Below are 14502 nucleotides of genomic sequence, written 5' to 3' on the forward strand. Positions count from 1 at the left end.
GCCCCAACTGATCGAGGCGGGCGCTAGACGGATTCGCGGCCCGCTACCCGCGCGTGCCGCAGCGTGGAGACACGTCCGACGGCCCACGCGACCAGCAACGCCGCGAGGAATGACAGCAGCGACGCGCTCATCCACGCCTGCTTGGTGAAGTGCAGCTTCTCCTGCACGTCCACCCAGAAGGTGGTCCACACACCGGCATCGCCCGGATTGATCAGCTGGTAGACCGAGAGCCCGGCCAGCCAGGCGACGATCATGCCCCAGCGCGGCGGTGCATCGTCGGCGGTGTTCCACTCGCCCTTCGCGCGCAGGAAGAAGTCGGCGACGAGCACGCCGAGCAGCGGCACGAACACCGAACCGATCAGGCCGAGGAAGCCGAAGTAGTTGGCCATGTTCAGCCGCAGCGCGAGCAGCGTGATCAGCAGGCCGAGCCCGATCGACAGGATCCGCCGGTCGATGCGCGGCGCGAGGTTCTGGATCGAGACGGCGGTGGAGTACACATTGGCGAACGACTGGTCGGCCTCGCGGAGTACGAACACGAAGAAGAACAGCCCGCCGAGGCTGACCTGTAGGAACGGCGAGTACTGGCCATCGCCGGTGGCACGGGCCAGCGCGAACAAGCCGAGCGTGTAGGCCACGATCTGGGTGATCGCGTAGGCCCCGCTCGCCGCGCCGAACGCGGTGCCGGCGCTGCGCGAGTGCCGCGTGTAGTCGGCCGCGACCGGCACCCAGGAGATCGATACCGCCAGCGCGGCGTCGGTGGCGATCCAGAAGAGGTTCCAGTCGGCGCCGAACGGACCGCTGCCGTGCGGGCCTGGATTGGCCGACAGGTCGGGCACGCCCGTGCGGAAGAACTGGATGTAGAACCAGATCAGCGCGATCACCACGCCGACCGTGACGAACCGGCGCAGCATCCGCACCGAGCCGAGCGGCCAGATCGTCAGCACCGTGGTGAGCACCCCGGCGGCCACCACGTAGAGCCAGTGCGGGCCACCGCCGAACAGTTCGTCGGCCGCGTCGCCGATGACGATCAGTTCGAAGGTGCCCCAGCCGATCAGCTGGGCGATGTTCAAAACGGTTGGCAGATAACTGAGTTTCGCGCCGAACAGGCCGCGCAGCAGGACCATCGCCGGCTTGCCGGTCTTGGCTCCCGGCACCGCAGCGAGGCCGAGCATCAGCCCGCCGACGACCGTCCCGACGACCATCGCGAGGATGCCAGCGGAGAGGGAGATCCGCGGCGCGCCGTCGGAATTCGGCGCGAGCACGGTGTACGCGCCGGAGAAGGCGATGAGGCTGACACCCAGATTTGCCCAGAATGCGCTCTGGTCCCAGAAGGACAGCACCTTCGGGGCGGGCTCATCGAGGGTGAAGGGGGCCTCGTGCCGTTCGGAGTTGTGCAGGGTTGGTGAAGACATGCCCGAAACGCTCTTCCTACGCCGGCATTACCCGGACAGGTTCATGCGGTCGGCGAAGCGCTGGGGTCCGCCCTCTCAGCCCGGCCGTGCCCGAGCTCCCGCGGTGGGGGTGGTTCGGGCGAATAGTACACGCGGCGGCGTGTCGGTCCGTGCGATTCGCACCGTCATTGCCCCCGTACAGCCGGGAGCTGCAAGTTCGCTCGGTAGCAATTGTGAATATCGGGTAACGTAGGAGGACCACGCGTCGTTTAGGAAATGTCCGCTCTGAACAGGTAATGGGCTTCATGCGGCCGGGATCACACCGTCTGTTAACCCTGATAACGGAGTCGTTACTGTTTGTTCATTAGCTGCGGCAACAATCACTAGGTATGACTCGGAGGCAAGTGATCGGATGGGTAGCTCTGCTGGCCTCGGTGCTTGCCGGGGCTGAGTTCCTCGATCGAGTGCATTTTCCGGCGCCGCAGATGATCCTCGCGATCCTCGTCGGCGGCGCCCTGGCGTTGGCCGGGAAGTTGCCAGCCCCGATGCCTCGACAACTCTCCTGCGGCGTGCAGTCCATGCTCGGTGTGCTGATGGGCAGCTATCTGGAGGTCTCGCTGCTGTCCAGCATCGGGTTGGCGCTGATCCCCGTGCTGGCCGTCACGGTGGCGACGCTGTTGATCAGCCTGCTTGTCGCGGTGGTGTTCGCCCGATTCGCCCACGTGGAATTGCCGACCGCGACGCTCGGCCTGCTGGCAGGCGGTTCCGCTGCGGTAGTCGCCGTGGCCGACGATATGGACGCGGACCCGCGCCAGGTGGCGTTCATGCAGTACCTGCGGGTCGCGCTGGTCGCGGTGAGCGCCCCGGCCCTCGGGGCGCTGCTGAACAACAGCGGCGACAGCCTGAGCACCCAGCACGCGACGCTCGGCGGCGCGGTCACCAACCCCGATCTGCCGTTCTGGATGATCGTCGGGCGCGGCGACCAGGTCGCCGGGTTGTCCATCGCGGTGATGCTGTGCGTCGTCGGCACCAAACTCGGCAAGCGGCTCAGCCTGCCGAGCCCGGCACTGATCGGGCCGATGCTGGCCTCCGCGGTGCTCACCGCCCTCGGCGTCAGCCACGGGTACGCGCCGACGAACCTGTTCAAGGACCTGCTGTTCGTGCTGATCGGCTTCGAGGTCGGCACCCGCTTCACCAGGAACGTCGTCCGCGAGATGGCCAGGATGATCCCCGGCATGACGGTCACCATCGTCGCGCTGTCCGCCATCGTCGCCGGCCTGGCCTTCGCGGTCGCCACCTTCGTCGACCTCGAGCTGTCCGACATCTACCTGGCCACCACGCCCGGCGGCATCAACGCCGTGCTTGCCACCGCCGAGTCGATGGACGCCAACCTGCCACTGATCACCTGCGTGCAGAGCATGCGGCTGCTGCTGATGGTGTTGATGCTGCCGCTGCTGGCCAAGGGGATGCGCTGGATGACGGCGCGGCAGATAGGGATGCGAGAACCCGAGCTGGCGGTCTGACCCGCCCGGGTTCCGCTGCGCCACTACGCTTTTCGCACCGCGCCGACGAGCAGATCGGTCCATTCGTCGGCCAGTGACGCGAGCCGGTACCACGCCGCGTGCACCCGATCGTCGGAAACCTTATCGGCCGTGTGCAAGAGGTGGCTCGCGTGCGCGTGCGCGGCGGCCATGCGATCGACGGTGGCGCCGAGCGATCCGGCGCGCAGGTGTTCGGTGCAGCTGCGGCGGGGGAGCTGAGTGGCCACCCAGGTGTCGATGGTTGCTACCAATTCGGCTCGGCGGCAATCTATTCCGGCGGCCGCGAGCGGATTGCCGTGGCGCTGCCGGTGCAGGGTCGCCAAACTGCGGGCCCAGTCGATCAGGGGATGGTCGGTGCTCGGATCACCCTGGTGGCTGCCGAAAGCGGCGACCAGTTCGCGTTGATCCGGCAGCGACCGAGCGGCGGCGCCGGTGGCGGGTAGCGCGCGATCACGCACGAACATCGCGGGCTCCCAGCGGATTGTGGCTCGTTCCAGGGCAGGAGACCAACCATCGATCGATGGGGTCGGCTGACTGCGTACTCATCGTGCTCCTCCGGGTGACGTCAGGCGGGAGGCATTGCCCTGATGCCGAATCCGGGATAAGCGTGCGCCGCTTACCTTGGCGTGTCGGTGACATCGAGATGGCACCGCGATGACAGGTCGTAACAATCTTCTCCTCATCGCGTTTGTCCGGTTGTGAGGGAGACCGCTCGGTCGGGGGATGGTCGGCACCGACGGTACGGCCTCCGCGCGCCGGACGTGTTAGCGGTCGCGTCGAAAGCCGCAATGTGGCAAATTATCTGCAAACAGGTGATTCGAGTTATGACGCCGGGGTATAACCGGCCTTGAAGCAGCCTCGGCAACCGCCATGGCGTAATCGGATAGCGAAGGGATGGGCATGTACACCTCCAGTTTGGCTATCGATTTCCAGAAGGGGTTCTCGGACGCGTGGAGTTCGGTGGCCACGTTCGTCCCCAAGCTGGCCGGATTCATTGTCATCTTGCTCATCGGCTGGATCGTCGCGAAGGTCGTCTCGACGATCGTGGACAAGGTGCTCGACCGGCTCGGCTTCGACCGCCTTGTCGAACGCGGCGGCCTCAAGCAGATGATGTCGCGCAGCCGCTACGACGCCTCCGATCTGCTGGCGAAGCTTGCCTACTACGCGATCCTGCTGATCGCGCTGCAGCTCGGCTTCGGTGTGTTCGGCCCGAACCCGGTGAGCGATCTGCTCGACGGCATCGTCTCGTGGCTGCCGAAGGCCGCGGTGGCGATCATCATCATCGTGATCGCCGGTGCGATCGCGTCCGCGGTGCGTGACCTGGTCGGCAACATGCTCGGCGGCCTGTCCTACGGCGCGATGATCGGCCGGATCGCCGCGGTGTTCATCTGGGGCGTCGGCATTGTCGCCGCGCTGAACCAGATCGGGGTGGCCATGTCGGTCACCATGCCGATCCTGATCACCGTGCTCGCCACCATCGGCGGCATCATGGTCGTCGGCATCGGCGGCGGCATGGTTCGCCCGATGCAGCAGCGCTGGGAGAACTGGCTCAGCGGCCTGGAAGAGGAGATGCCCGCGGTCAAGGGGCACGCGGAGGCGTACTCGCGCGGCCGTGAGGATGCCTCGCGTGAGCAGCTATGGATGGATCAGCAGGCCTCGCGCGGCCAGCACTCGCAGCAGTGGGACCAGGGCGCGATGCAGGGTGGTGGTTCGTACGAGCAGTCCGGTGAGTACATGGGTTACCGCGATCCGGGCGAACGCCGCTAAGAACGGCTAGAACGACAAACGCGTCCGCCGTTGGCCTGTGGCCTACGGCGGACGCGTTCTGTCCGGGGGGTGCGTCAGGCGAGTTGCTGCGACGGGTGCAGGCACACGCTCGCCAGGCGCAGCTGAACCCAGTCGGCGTTCGCCCAGCTGCCGAGATCGCTCGGTGCCGCGCTGGTCATGCCGTGCTCGGCCGCGGCCTCGCGCACATGGTCGAGGAGCCCGCGCGCGTAGCCGGCGAGCAGCACGCTCACCGGAACCCGCGCGGCACCCTCGACGCCGAGCTCGAGGATGTCGCGCACGGCCGCGGCGTGCTGATCCAGCGCCGCCGAGAGCGCGGGCAGTTCCGCCGCCGCGGCGAGCGCCGGTACCCCGTGCGTCTTGTGCAGGCGGGTCAATATCTTGCGCGCCGACACTTCGAGCAACGCGGGGCCGAGCAGAAACATGTTCCTATGCTAGCAATCGGCGAGTCTTTATAAAACTGTGACGCTTAACCCAGTCTGTTTTGCCGGAAAAGTGCGGTCCAGCAAATTCGCCGCATTGAAAATGCTTGCGCGCGAACCGGTTCGCCAGAAGCCGAGGATAAATGCGACCGTCCGGTATGCATTTGCGGTTATTCGACTTCCGGCGGTTGAATCCGATGACCGATTGTCACCGGAAGGCGTTGGCGTCGGTCAGTGCGCGGCCGAGCACCAGCTGATGCACTTCCGCGGTGCCCTCGTAGGTGAGCACCGACTCCAGGTTGTTCGCGTGCCGCAGCACCGGATAGTCCAGCGTGATGCCGTTGGCGCCGAGGATGGTGCGGCACTCGCGCGCGATCGCGATGGCCTCCCGCGTGCTGTTCAGCTTCCCGGCGCTCACCTGCTCGGGGGTCACCGTGCCACGATCCTTCAACCGGCCGAGGTGCAGGGCGAGCAGCTGGCCCTTGCCGAATTCCAGGGCCATGTTCGCCAGCTTCGCCTGGGTCAGCTGGTACCCGGCCAGCGGCTTGTCGAACACCTCGCGGGTGCGCGCGTATTCGATGGTCGAGCTCAGGCAGTCGCGGGCCGCGCCGAGCGCGCCGAAGATGATGCCGAACCGCGCCTCGCTCAGACAAGCCAGCGGCGAGGCCAGCCCGCGCGACTCCGGCAGCACGGCATCGGCGGGCAGCCGGACGTCGTCGAAGTCCAGTTCCGCGGTCACCGAGGCGCGCAGCGACAGCTTGCGATGCATCTCGCGCGCGCTGAACCCCGGCGTCCCGGCCGGTACCAGGAAGCCGCGGATCACCTGCCTGCCCTCGTCCTCCGTCTGCGCCCACACCACCGCGATATCGGCCACCGAGCCGTTGGTGATCCACATCTTCGAGCCGTTGAGCACCCAGTCGGTGCCGTCGCGCTTGGCCCTGGTCCGCATGCCGCCGGGGTTGGAACCGAAATCGGGTTCGGTGAGCCCGAAGCAGCCGAGCGCGCGGCCCGCCGCCATCTCCGGCAGCCACTGCTGCTTCTGCTCCTCCGAGCCGTACTTGTGGATCGCGGTCATCGCCAGCGATCCCTGCACCGACACCATGCTGCGCACGCCGGAATCGACGGCCTCCAGCTCCTGGCACGCCAACCCGTACATCGTCGCCGACATGCCGGCACAGCCGTATCCCTCGAGATGCATGCCGAGCAGCCCGACCTCACCGAGCTGCGGCGCGATCTCGCGGGCCGGGAAGGTGCCCTCCTCGAACCAGTCCGCGATGTGCGGTCGCAAGCGTTGATTCGCGAAGGTCGCGACGGCATCGCGGATCTCGCGCTCATCGTCGGACAGCAGGGAGTCGATCGCGAACAGTTCTTCCACAGTCACCATGGGCTAAGCGTAAATGGGAAGGGCACCGGTCAGATCGGGGTCAGCCGAGGAACTCAGCAGAAAATTTCCGGTCCACTCGCGCTAGCTGCGTAACTCGATCGGAACCGGGGTGTGAATATCGACACCGCGCCGGTCCGGGAGAACCAGGGGGTTGCCCGGAGATCGCCCCTGGTTAGGGTAGAGGAATGAGTGAGCTGGGGTTCTCCACACGAGCTGTGCATGCCGGATTCGATCCCGACCCGCAGACCGGCGCGGTGAACGTGCCCATCTACGCGAGTTCGACGTTCGCCCAGGACGGCGTCGGCGGTATGCGCGGTGGTTTCGAGTACGCCCGCACCGGCAACCCGACCCGGTCCGCGCTGGAAGCGAACCTTGCCGCGCTCGAATCCGGCACGTACGGCCGGGCGTTCGCCTCGGGCATGGCCGCCACCGACTGTGCCATTCGCGCCATCCTGCGGCCCGGTGACCACATCGTCATCCCGGACGACGCGTACGGCGGCACCTTCCGCCTGATCGACAAGGTGTTCAGCCAGTGGGGCATCGAGCACTCGCCCGCGCACGTCTTCGATGTGGACGAGATGCGCGCGGCGATCCGGCCGAACACCAAGCTGGTGTGGGTCGAGACCCCGACCAACCCGCTGCTGAGCATCGGCGATATCCCGGCGCTCGCCGATATCGCGCACGGCACCGGCGCGAAGCTGGTGGTCGACAACACCTTCGCCACCCCGTACCTGCAGCAGCCGCTGCTGCTCGGCGCCGACGTCGTCACGCACTCGACCACCAAGTACCTCGGCGGGCACTCCGACGTGGTCGGCGGCGCGCTGATCACCAACGATCCCGAACTCGACGCGGCGTTCGCCTTCCTGCAGAACGGCGCGGGCGCGGTCCCCGGCCCGTTCGACGCCTTCCTCACCCTGCGCGGTACCAAAACCCTTGCCGTGCGGATGGATCGGCACTGCGACAACGCCGAGACCATCGCCGAATTCCTGACCAGGCATCCGGCCATCTCGCAGGTGATCTACCCGGGTCTGCCGGAGCACCCTGGCCACGCGGTCGCCGCCAAGCAGATGCGCCGGTTCGGCGGCATGATCTCGGTGCGGCTGAACGGCGGCGCGGCCGCGGCCCGCGACTTCTGCTCGCGCACCAAGGTTTTCACCCTCGCGGAGTCGCTCGGCGGGGTGGAATCGCTGATCGAGCACCCGGCCGCGATGACGCACGCGTCCACCGAGGGTTCCGTGCTCGAGGTGCCTGCGGACCTGGTGCGGCTGTCGGTCGGCATCGAGGACGCCGCCGACCTGCTCGCCGATATCGAGCAGGCGCTCGGCTAGGAACAGCGAGCATGACGAAACGGCCGCACCTCGGAATCGGGTGCGGCCGTTCGTGTCTCAGGGGAACGGGTCGGCCGGGTCGCGGGAGACCACGGCCGGCAGCGTCAGCTGTGGTACGGCTCCGCGCTGACCAGGGTGACCTTCATCGTCTTGCCGTTGGGCAGCGTGTACTCGCGGGTGTCGCCGACCTTGGCGTCGATCAGCGCGCCGCCGAGCGGGGACGCGGGCGAGTAGGTCTCCAGCTTGGAGTCGTTCAGGCCCTCTTCGCGGGTGGCGATGAGGAAGGTCTCGGTGTCGGACTCGTCGCCGTCGTAGTAGACCTTGACGACCGAGCCGGGGAGTGCGACGCCGGACTTGGTCGGCGCGACACCGACCTTGGCGTTGTTCAGCAGCTCCTGCAGCTGGCGGATGCGCGCCTCCTGCTGGCCCTGCTCCTCGCGCGCGGCGTGGTATCCGCCGTTCTCCTTGAGGTCGCCCTCTTCACGGCGTTCGTTGATCTCGGCAGCGATAACGGGACGATTGGCAATGAGCGCATCGAGTTCGCCCTTGAGCCTGTCGTGCGACTCCGGGGTCAGCCAAGTCACTTGCGTCTCAGTCATCTCGATCACTCCCTAGTAGTTGTTCCCGGCAGGCCGGGATTCCCTGATAACTGCCGCAGTACCCACCCGTGGGGCGGGCACGCACCAGTCGACGGCTAGAGCGATCCTGGGAAGTTCATCGAACCCCGACAGACCCTGGTTCCGGGCAAAGCTCATAATCCGGAACAGATAGCGCTGGCCGCCAATGCAGCAAACACGGCTCCGAACCCCGGAACCGTGTATCAGGCCATTTTAGCATGAATCACAAACGTGCAGGTCGGAGTTAATTTCGAGGAGAAATGGTACGGCAAAAGAGGCATATCACCCTGCTCGGAGATAGCTGGGAACCTGCCCGCTGCAACCGTAGATACTGCTCGACGCTGGTCGAGACGATGTCTTGACCGTGGTGGTCTGCTCGATCGTGCCGCTGGTAGACGGCTCGATCAGCACCTCGCGGCGGCCGACCTCGACGCTGTCGCGCGCCATCGCGCGGACGAAACATACCGCAGGTTGTCCAGGGTCCTTGCGGGTGACCTTGATCCGGATCGTCATGGTGGCGTCGTCGACGATGGTGTAGCCGAGCTGCTCGGACTCGATGTCCTTCGGTCCGTACTTCTGGTAGCCGACGAAGGCGACACCGCACCCGAGCAACACCACGACCACGCCGAGGACCAGCGGCAGCCAACGGCGCTCGACCGCAGGCTTGGTTCCGTACCGGTCGGTCGGCCTACTGCTCGTCGCCGGAACCGAGGCGTCGCTTCGATCGGTCACAAGGTCGCTCCCGGGGGGTACGTCGGAACAAAAGTGGGTCGAATGGAACTATAGGGAACGAAGACCCGACACCCGCGAGCGAGAGCGATGGTGAACGAGACGTGAGTGGCCTTCGCCTCATGGCGGTGCATGCCCACCCCGACGACGAATCGAGTAAGGGTGCCGCGACGACCGCCCGGTACGCCGACGAAGGACACGACGTCCTCGTCGTGACGCTGACCGGTGGCGAACGTGGCAGCATCCTGAACCCCGCGATGGACACCCCCGGTGTCCTCGATCGGATCAACGAGGTCCGGCGCGAGGAGATGGCCGCCGCGGCGCGTGCGCTCGGCGTGCGCCAGCACTGGCTCGGATTCGTCGATTCCGGTCTGCCGGAGGGTGATCCGCTGCCGCCGCTGCCGGAGGGCAGCTTCGCGGTGGTACCGCTGGAGGAGGCCACCGAGGCACTCGTCCGGGTGGTGCGCGAGTTCAAGCCGCACGTGATGACGACCTACGACGAGATGGGCGGCTACCCGCACCCGGACCACATCCGCTGCCACGAGGTATCGGTCGCCGCGTACGAGGCGGCGGGCGACCCGGCGCGGTTCCCCGACGCGGGCGAGCCGTGGACGCCGCTGAAGCTGTACTACGACCACGGGTTCACCGGTCGGCGGATGGAGGTCTTCGCCGAGGAGTACGAGCGGATGGGTGAGCCGTTCCCGCTGCAGGAGTGGCTGGACCGGATGCGCAAGTACGTGCCAGAGCGCGGCGACGTGTTCTCCAGGGTTACCACACAGATCGACTGCGCCAAGTACTTTCCGCAGCGCGACGACGCCCTGCGCGCGCACGCGACCCAGATCGACCCGAACGGCGCGTTCTTCGCCATCCCGCTCGAGCTACAGCAGCGGCTCTGGCCGACCGAGGAGTTCGAGCTGGCCAAGACCAGGGTCAAGACGGCGCTGCCGGAGACCGATCTGTTCGCCGGTATCGAAGACGAGCAGCGGTGATGCTGGTTCTGCTCGCCCAGGCTCCCGGCGGCACCCCGACCGGGCCGGAGTTCGGCAAGGCGTCCCCGCTCGGCTTGGTCATCATCCTGATCCTGCTCGCCGGCACGGTGCTGCTGGTTCGGTCGATGAACAAGCACCTCAAGAAGCTGCCCGCGACGTTCGAGCCGGAGCATCCGGAACCGGACCAGGAGGCCGACGAGGGCACCGAGCGCGGCATCACCACAAGGTCCGACGAGGTCGAGTCGGACGGCAGAGCCGAAAAGACCTGACTTGGCGTAGTGCCGAATTCGACGCCGTGCGACACCATTCGGTGGAGCGCGGCGTCGAAATCGTTAGAGGGTAACGGGTTTAAGCGACATCTGAACTGGATAAAGAAATCTTTGCGGGTGCAGCTTAATCGAAGTGGTTGTCAGCTTCACAGCTCTGCGTAGTGCGCTCTACGGTCCGCAACGCCGCCAGCGCAACAGTTTTCAAACGTTCCGCGACGGCCGTTGCGTGCGCACCGAACGCATTGCACACTGTAGCGAGATGTATTCGGCCCGCGCATCCGCTTAATCCAACGGCCACCGAGAAGCACACTGCTGGCAACCTAATTCGCCGCGAGCAGCTTTCGCAACGGCCTCCGTATGTCGCCCGCCTGTGTTACCAATTCAGCCAGACCGTTCGACCGAAGGAAGCTCATGGACAACGTGATCGGACAGATCGACCGTGCCCTCGACGCGACGAGCGTGATCGTCGCAGTCCTGGACGACAGCACGATGGCCGCGCCGACGCCATGCCGGGAGTGGGATGTGCGCACCGTGCTCAACCACTTGGTCGGTGGCATGCACGTCTTCGCGGCCGCGCTGAGCGGCACGGATTCGGGCGCCGATCATGAATCCGATTGGCTCGGCGGGGATCCGCAGGGCGCGTACGCGGCGGCCGCCGAGGTGGATCGGGCGGCCTGGCACCGGCCCGACGCGCTCGACAACACCGTGCACATCTCGCTGGGCGATCTGCCCGCGCAGGCGGCCGCTCTGGTACATCTCACCGAACTGGTTGTGCACGGCGTCGACCTCGCGGTCGCCATCGACAGGCCCGATCTGGCCGACGACGAACTGTGCGGCGAACTTCTCGCCACCATGCAGGGCAGGGGCGGCATCGACAAGTTCCGCGCCCCCGGCATCTTCGGCGCCGAGGTCGCCGTCGCGGACGACGAGCCTGCTCATCGCCGGTTGCTCGGTTACGTCGGCCGGGAAGTGCTGGCGCGGACCCCGTAGCGCGCTACCGGATCCGCACCACGGTCGAGGCCGCGAGGAGCAGCAGATCGCGGGCCGCGACCTGCTCGTAGTCGAGTCGGCCACCGTGGTTGCGATGCGGTGCGTGCAGCTCGGCGTGTACCCAGGACGTTGCCGCGCTGATATCCCGGGCGCCGTCGGCATTTCGACGGGTAATGCTGAATTTGCGCATGGCAATTCTGCCCTTTCGTTTCACATGCAGGTATATCGGCCCCTATTTCGTACGCGCCCACTGTATTTCGGGCATACGAGGGAAATGTATGCCGCGCACTATGGGGTGCGTGTTCGTGCGCGCCGGAGTACGCGGTATGCGACGGACATCATCGACTCGACGCATATTCGATCCAAATGACAGGCGGTTCTACCGGATCCGCCGATTCGGGCGAATCAACCGTTGTCCGCGCACCGGGCGCAATGCGAACTGTATCGGGTCGAATTCGACCGGCGCATCTTATTTTTCGGCGATGCGGCGGACCGTGTGGTCGAGGCCTTGCGCGGGCCGGCATCCGGATCATCAGCTTCCAGTGCCACTGCTCGCGCGGCACCGTCAGCGCGGGCTCGTCGGATTCCACCCACCACAGCCCCTCCAACTTCGGTACCACGAAGTCCTGCCCGGCCGCCTTCGCGATCTTCTTGGCGCCGTAGGCGGTTCGGTAGAGCGTCTCGACCGCGTCGGTGTACGCCGGGTTCTCCAGTCGCCTCGTCGGATGTGAGGCCAGCCTGAACGTTCCAGCGCCTGGAGAGTCAACCCCGCACGAAAGATCGAGGTCAGGGCAAGGTTAGGCCTGCGGGCCCTCGCTGGAAATCCGCCCCGTGCAAGAGGATTGAGCCGTCCTAGACACGGTACGAGGAGGCATGATGGCACGAGGAATGCGCATCCAGCCCGGTGGCGGAGAACTCATCCGCATCGGCGCGCTCGAATTGGACATGAAGGTGTCCGCACAAGACAGCCCGTACACCTCGACCTTCGAGGTGCGGGTCCCGCCCGGGTTCGACGTCGGCGCCCATCGCCACGAGAGCACCGAGGAACTGTTCTACGTCCTCGAAGGCGAGCTCGACCTGCTCGCCTTCGAACCGGCGGACTACGGCGTTCCCCGTTGGCAGGACTGGGTTTCCGGCACGGGGGAGCGGGTGCTGCGGGCTAAGGCGGGCACGGTGATGTACGTGCCGCCGGGGTGCCCGCACGCGTTCGGCAATCCGGGTGACAAGCCCGCCAGGATGTTGTTCCAGGCATCGCCCGCCGGGCACGAGGAGTATCTGCGTGAGCTCGGCGCGCAGTTCACCGGTGAGGCTCCGCCCGATATGGCCAAGATCGTCGAGATCCGTAAGCGTCACGGCATCGAGCAACTCACCGAGATCGCCGCGCCTACCTCGGTCTGACAGTTCGTCGCGCAGCCCCGGTCGCCCTTACCCGCCCCGGGGCCTGCGATGCGCGGTTACCCACATGCCTCGAGCACCAACTCGCGTACTCGAGCGGCGTCGGCCTGCCCCCTGGTCGCCTTCATCACGTCGCCGACGATCTTGCCCGCGGCCTGCTGCTTACCGCCACGGATCTTCTCGGCGATATCCGGGTTGGCCGCCAGCGCCTTGGCCACCTCGGCCTCGAGCGCGGCGACGTCGCCGACGATACCCAGCCCGCGGGCCGCGACGATGGCGTCCGGTTCCCCCTCGCCCGCGAGCACGTAGTCGACAACCTGCTTGGCAACCTTGTTGTTGATGGTCTTCGCCTCGACCAGCGTGATCACGGCGGCCACCTGGGCTGGCGTGATCGCCAGCGCGTCGAGTTCGACGCGCAGCTCGTTGGCCTTCTCCGTGAGGTAGGCGACCCACCACGACCGGGCCGGGGTCGGCGCGGCGCCCGCGTCGACGGTGGCGATGATCAGCTCGAGTGCCCCCGCGTTGACCAGGTCGCGCATTACCTCGTTCGACAGTCCCCAGTCGGTCTGGATGCGGGCGCGGCGCAACCACGGCAGCTCGGGCAGCGTCGCGCGCAATCGCTCGACCAGGTCCGCTTCGTGGGCAACAGGTCTCAGGTCGGGCTCGGGGAAATACCGGTAGTCGTCGGCGGTTTCCTTGCGGCGACCCGGCGAGGTCGTCCCCTCGCCCTCGTGGAAATGCCGGGTCTCCTGGATCACCTCGCCACCGGTGGCAAGCACCGCGCCCTGGCGGCGCATTTCGAATCGGACCGCGGTCTCCACGCTGCGCAGCGAGTTGACGTTCTTCGTCTCGCTTCGGGTACCGAATTGTGTTGCGCCGAGGGGCATCAGCGAGACGTTGGCATCGCAGCGCAACGCCCCCTGCTCCATCTTCACGTTCGAGACCTCGAGCGCCCCGAGTAGATCGCGCAGCGCCGTCACGCACGCGCGCGCCACCTCGGGCGCGCGTTCGCCCGCGCCGGTGACGGGCTTGGTCACGATCTCGATCAGCGGCACCCCGGCGCGGTTGTAGTCGAGCAGTGAATGACTCGCACCGTGGATGCGGCCGGTGCTGCCGCCGATGTGCAGCGACTTGCCGGTGTCTTCCTCCATCTGGACGCGTTCGATCGCCACCCGGACGACGCTGCCGTCATCGAGCGGCACGTCGAGGTAGCCGTCCACCGCGATCGGCTCGTCGAACTGGGTGATCTGGTAGTTCTTCGGCTGGTCCGGATAGAAGTAGTTCTTGCGGGCGAACCGACTCCACGGCGGGATCACACAGTTCAGCGCCAGCCCGACGCGGATCGCGGACTCCACCGCGGCCGAATTGACCACCGGCAGTGCACCGGGCAGCCCGAGACACGTCGGGCAGACCTGGGTATTGGGCTCGGCGCCGAACTCGGTCGGGCAGCCACAGAACATCTTCGTCGTCGTGCCGAGCTCGACGTGGATCTCCATCCCGAGCACCGGCTCGAAGCGGGCGACAACGTCGGCGTAGTCCATCAGCTCATCTGTCCGCGTACTCATTGCAGTCCGGGGCGCGCGCCCCTTCCCCCTTCGATTTCGTGCCTGCGGCGCCCCGCGCTGGGCCTACCGATGACCGTACCTGCCGGATCCGACACCC

General features: G+C 66.6%; 15 protein-coding genes and 1 riboswitch. Of the genes, 7 read left to right on the plus strand and 8 right to left on the minus strand.

Annotated elements, in window-relative coordinates:
* Window positions 1-23 precede the first annotated feature (23 nt).
* Entirely contained in the window at window positions 24-1412 is a 1389-nt protein-coding gene (locus OG203_RS31840) for a purine-cytosine permease family protein (RefSeq protein WP_405160925.1), read from the minus strand.
* A riboswitch (TPP riboswitch) is annotated at window positions 1409-1524 on the minus strand. Its footprint overlaps the gene before it by 4 nt.
* A 256-nt stretch (window positions 1525-1780) precedes the next feature.
* Here OG203_RS31840 and OG203_RS31845 point away from each other — a divergent pair.
* Complete coding sequence (locus OG203_RS31845; RefSeq protein WP_405160926.1) at window positions 1781-2914, plus strand: AbrB family transcriptional regulator; 1134 nt, start codon at window positions 1781-1783, stop codon at window positions 2912-2914.
* Between the two features lie 23 nt (window positions 2915-2937).
* On the opposite strand, the gene OG203_RS31850 is transcribed toward OG203_RS31845, so the two are convergent.
* Window positions 2938-3396 (minus strand): DUF4254 domain-containing protein, encoded by a 459-nt coding sequence (locus OG203_RS31850; RefSeq protein ID WP_405160927.1) that lies wholly within the window; start codon window positions 3394-3396, stop codon window positions 2938-2940.
* Window positions 3397-3832: 436 nt separating this feature from the next.
* Between OG203_RS31850 and OG203_RS31855 the strand changes: the two genes are divergently transcribed.
* A complete protein-coding gene (locus tag OG203_RS31855) occupies window positions 3833-4699 on the plus strand; it encodes a mechanosensitive ion channel family protein (protein WP_405160928.1) in 867 nt (288 codons plus the stop codon).
* Window positions 4700-4773: 74 nt separating this feature from the next.
* Here the strand turns inward: OG203_RS31855 and OG203_RS31860 are convergent, their stop codons facing one another.
* A complete protein-coding gene (locus OG203_RS31860; protein ID WP_405160929.1) occupies window positions 4774-5142 on the minus strand; it encodes a DUF6401 family natural product biosynthesis protein in 369 nt (122 codons plus the stop codon).
* Between the two features lie 205 nt (window positions 5143-5347).
* Window positions 5348-6523, minus strand: coding sequence for an acyl-CoA dehydrogenase family protein (locus OG203_RS31865; protein WP_405160930.1), 1176 nt, complete (start codon window positions 6521-6523; stop codon window positions 5348-5350).
* 185 nt (window positions 6524-6708) lie between these two features.
* Between OG203_RS31865 and OG203_RS31870 the strand changes: the two genes are divergently transcribed.
* Complete coding sequence (locus OG203_RS31870; protein WP_405160931.1) at window positions 6709-7851, plus strand: cystathionine gamma-synthase; 1143 nt, start codon at window positions 6709-6711, stop codon at window positions 7849-7851.
* Between the two features lie 104 nt (window positions 7852-7955).
* Here the strand turns inward: OG203_RS31870 and greA are convergent, their stop codons facing one another.
* Together greA and OG203_RS31880 are read right to left on the minus strand one after the other, a co-directional pair.
* On the minus strand, window positions 7956-8450 hold the full coding sequence (greA, locus tag OG203_RS31875) for a transcription elongation factor GreA (RefSeq protein ID WP_040738717.1): 495 nt from the start codon (window positions 8448-8450) through the stop codon (window positions 7956-7958).
* Window positions 8451-8750: 300 nt separating this feature from the next.
* Window positions 8751-9200 carry a DUF4307 domain-containing protein gene (locus OG203_RS31880; RefSeq protein WP_405160932.1) on the minus strand — a complete coding sequence of 150 codons (450 nt, stop codon included), beginning with the start codon at window positions 9198-9200 and terminating at the stop codon, window positions 8751-8753.
* Between the two features lie 119 nt (window positions 9201-9319).
* Here OG203_RS31880 and mca point away from each other — a divergent pair, with 119 nt between their 5' ends.
* From mca to OG203_RS31895, 3 genes are all read left to right on the plus strand, one after another.
* A complete protein-coding gene (mca, locus tag OG203_RS31885; protein WP_405168066.1) occupies window positions 9320-10186 on the plus strand; it encodes a mycothiol conjugate amidase Mca in 867 nt (288 codons plus the stop codon).
* On the plus strand, window positions 10186-10455 hold the full coding sequence (locus OG203_RS31890; RefSeq protein WP_405160933.1) for a hypothetical protein: 270 nt from the start codon (window positions 10186-10188) through the stop codon (window positions 10453-10455). The genes mca and OG203_RS31890 overlap by 1 nt, the downstream gene beginning before the upstream one ends.
* A gap of 411 nt (window positions 10456-10866) precedes the next feature.
* The gene (locus OG203_RS31895) at window positions 10867-11445 is read left to right on the plus strand and encodes a TIGR03086 family metal-binding protein (protein WP_405160934.1); all 579 of its coding nucleotides are present in this window, start codon (window positions 10867-10869) and stop codon (window positions 11443-11445) included.
* Window positions 11446-11449: 4 nt separating this feature from the next.
* Here the strand turns inward: OG203_RS31895 and OG203_RS31900 are convergent, their stop codons facing one another.
* A complete protein-coding gene (locus OG203_RS31900) occupies window positions 11450-11635 on the minus strand; it encodes a hypothetical protein (protein WP_405160935.1) in 186 nt (61 codons plus the stop codon).
* A 686-nt stretch (window positions 11636-12321) separates the two neighbouring features.
* Here OG203_RS31900 and OG203_RS31905 point away from each other — a divergent pair.
* Window positions 12322-12843, plus strand: coding sequence for a cupin domain-containing protein (locus OG203_RS31905; protein WP_405160936.1), 522 nt, complete (start codon window positions 12322-12324; stop codon window positions 12841-12843).
* Window positions 12844-12899: 56 nt separating this feature from the next.
* Here the strand turns inward: OG203_RS31905 and gatB are convergent, their stop codons facing one another.
* Window positions 12900-14405, minus strand: coding sequence for an Asp-tRNA(Asn)/Glu-tRNA(Gln) amidotransferase subunit GatB (gatB, locus tag OG203_RS31910; protein WP_405160937.1), 1506 nt, complete (start codon window positions 14403-14405; stop codon window positions 12900-12902).
* Window positions 14406-14502: the final 97 nt, after the last annotated feature.

This window comes from Nocardia sp. NBC_01499, from assembly GCF_045040275.1.
GTDB lineage: Bacteria > Actinomycetota > Actinomycetes > Mycobacteriales > Mycobacteriaceae > Nocardia.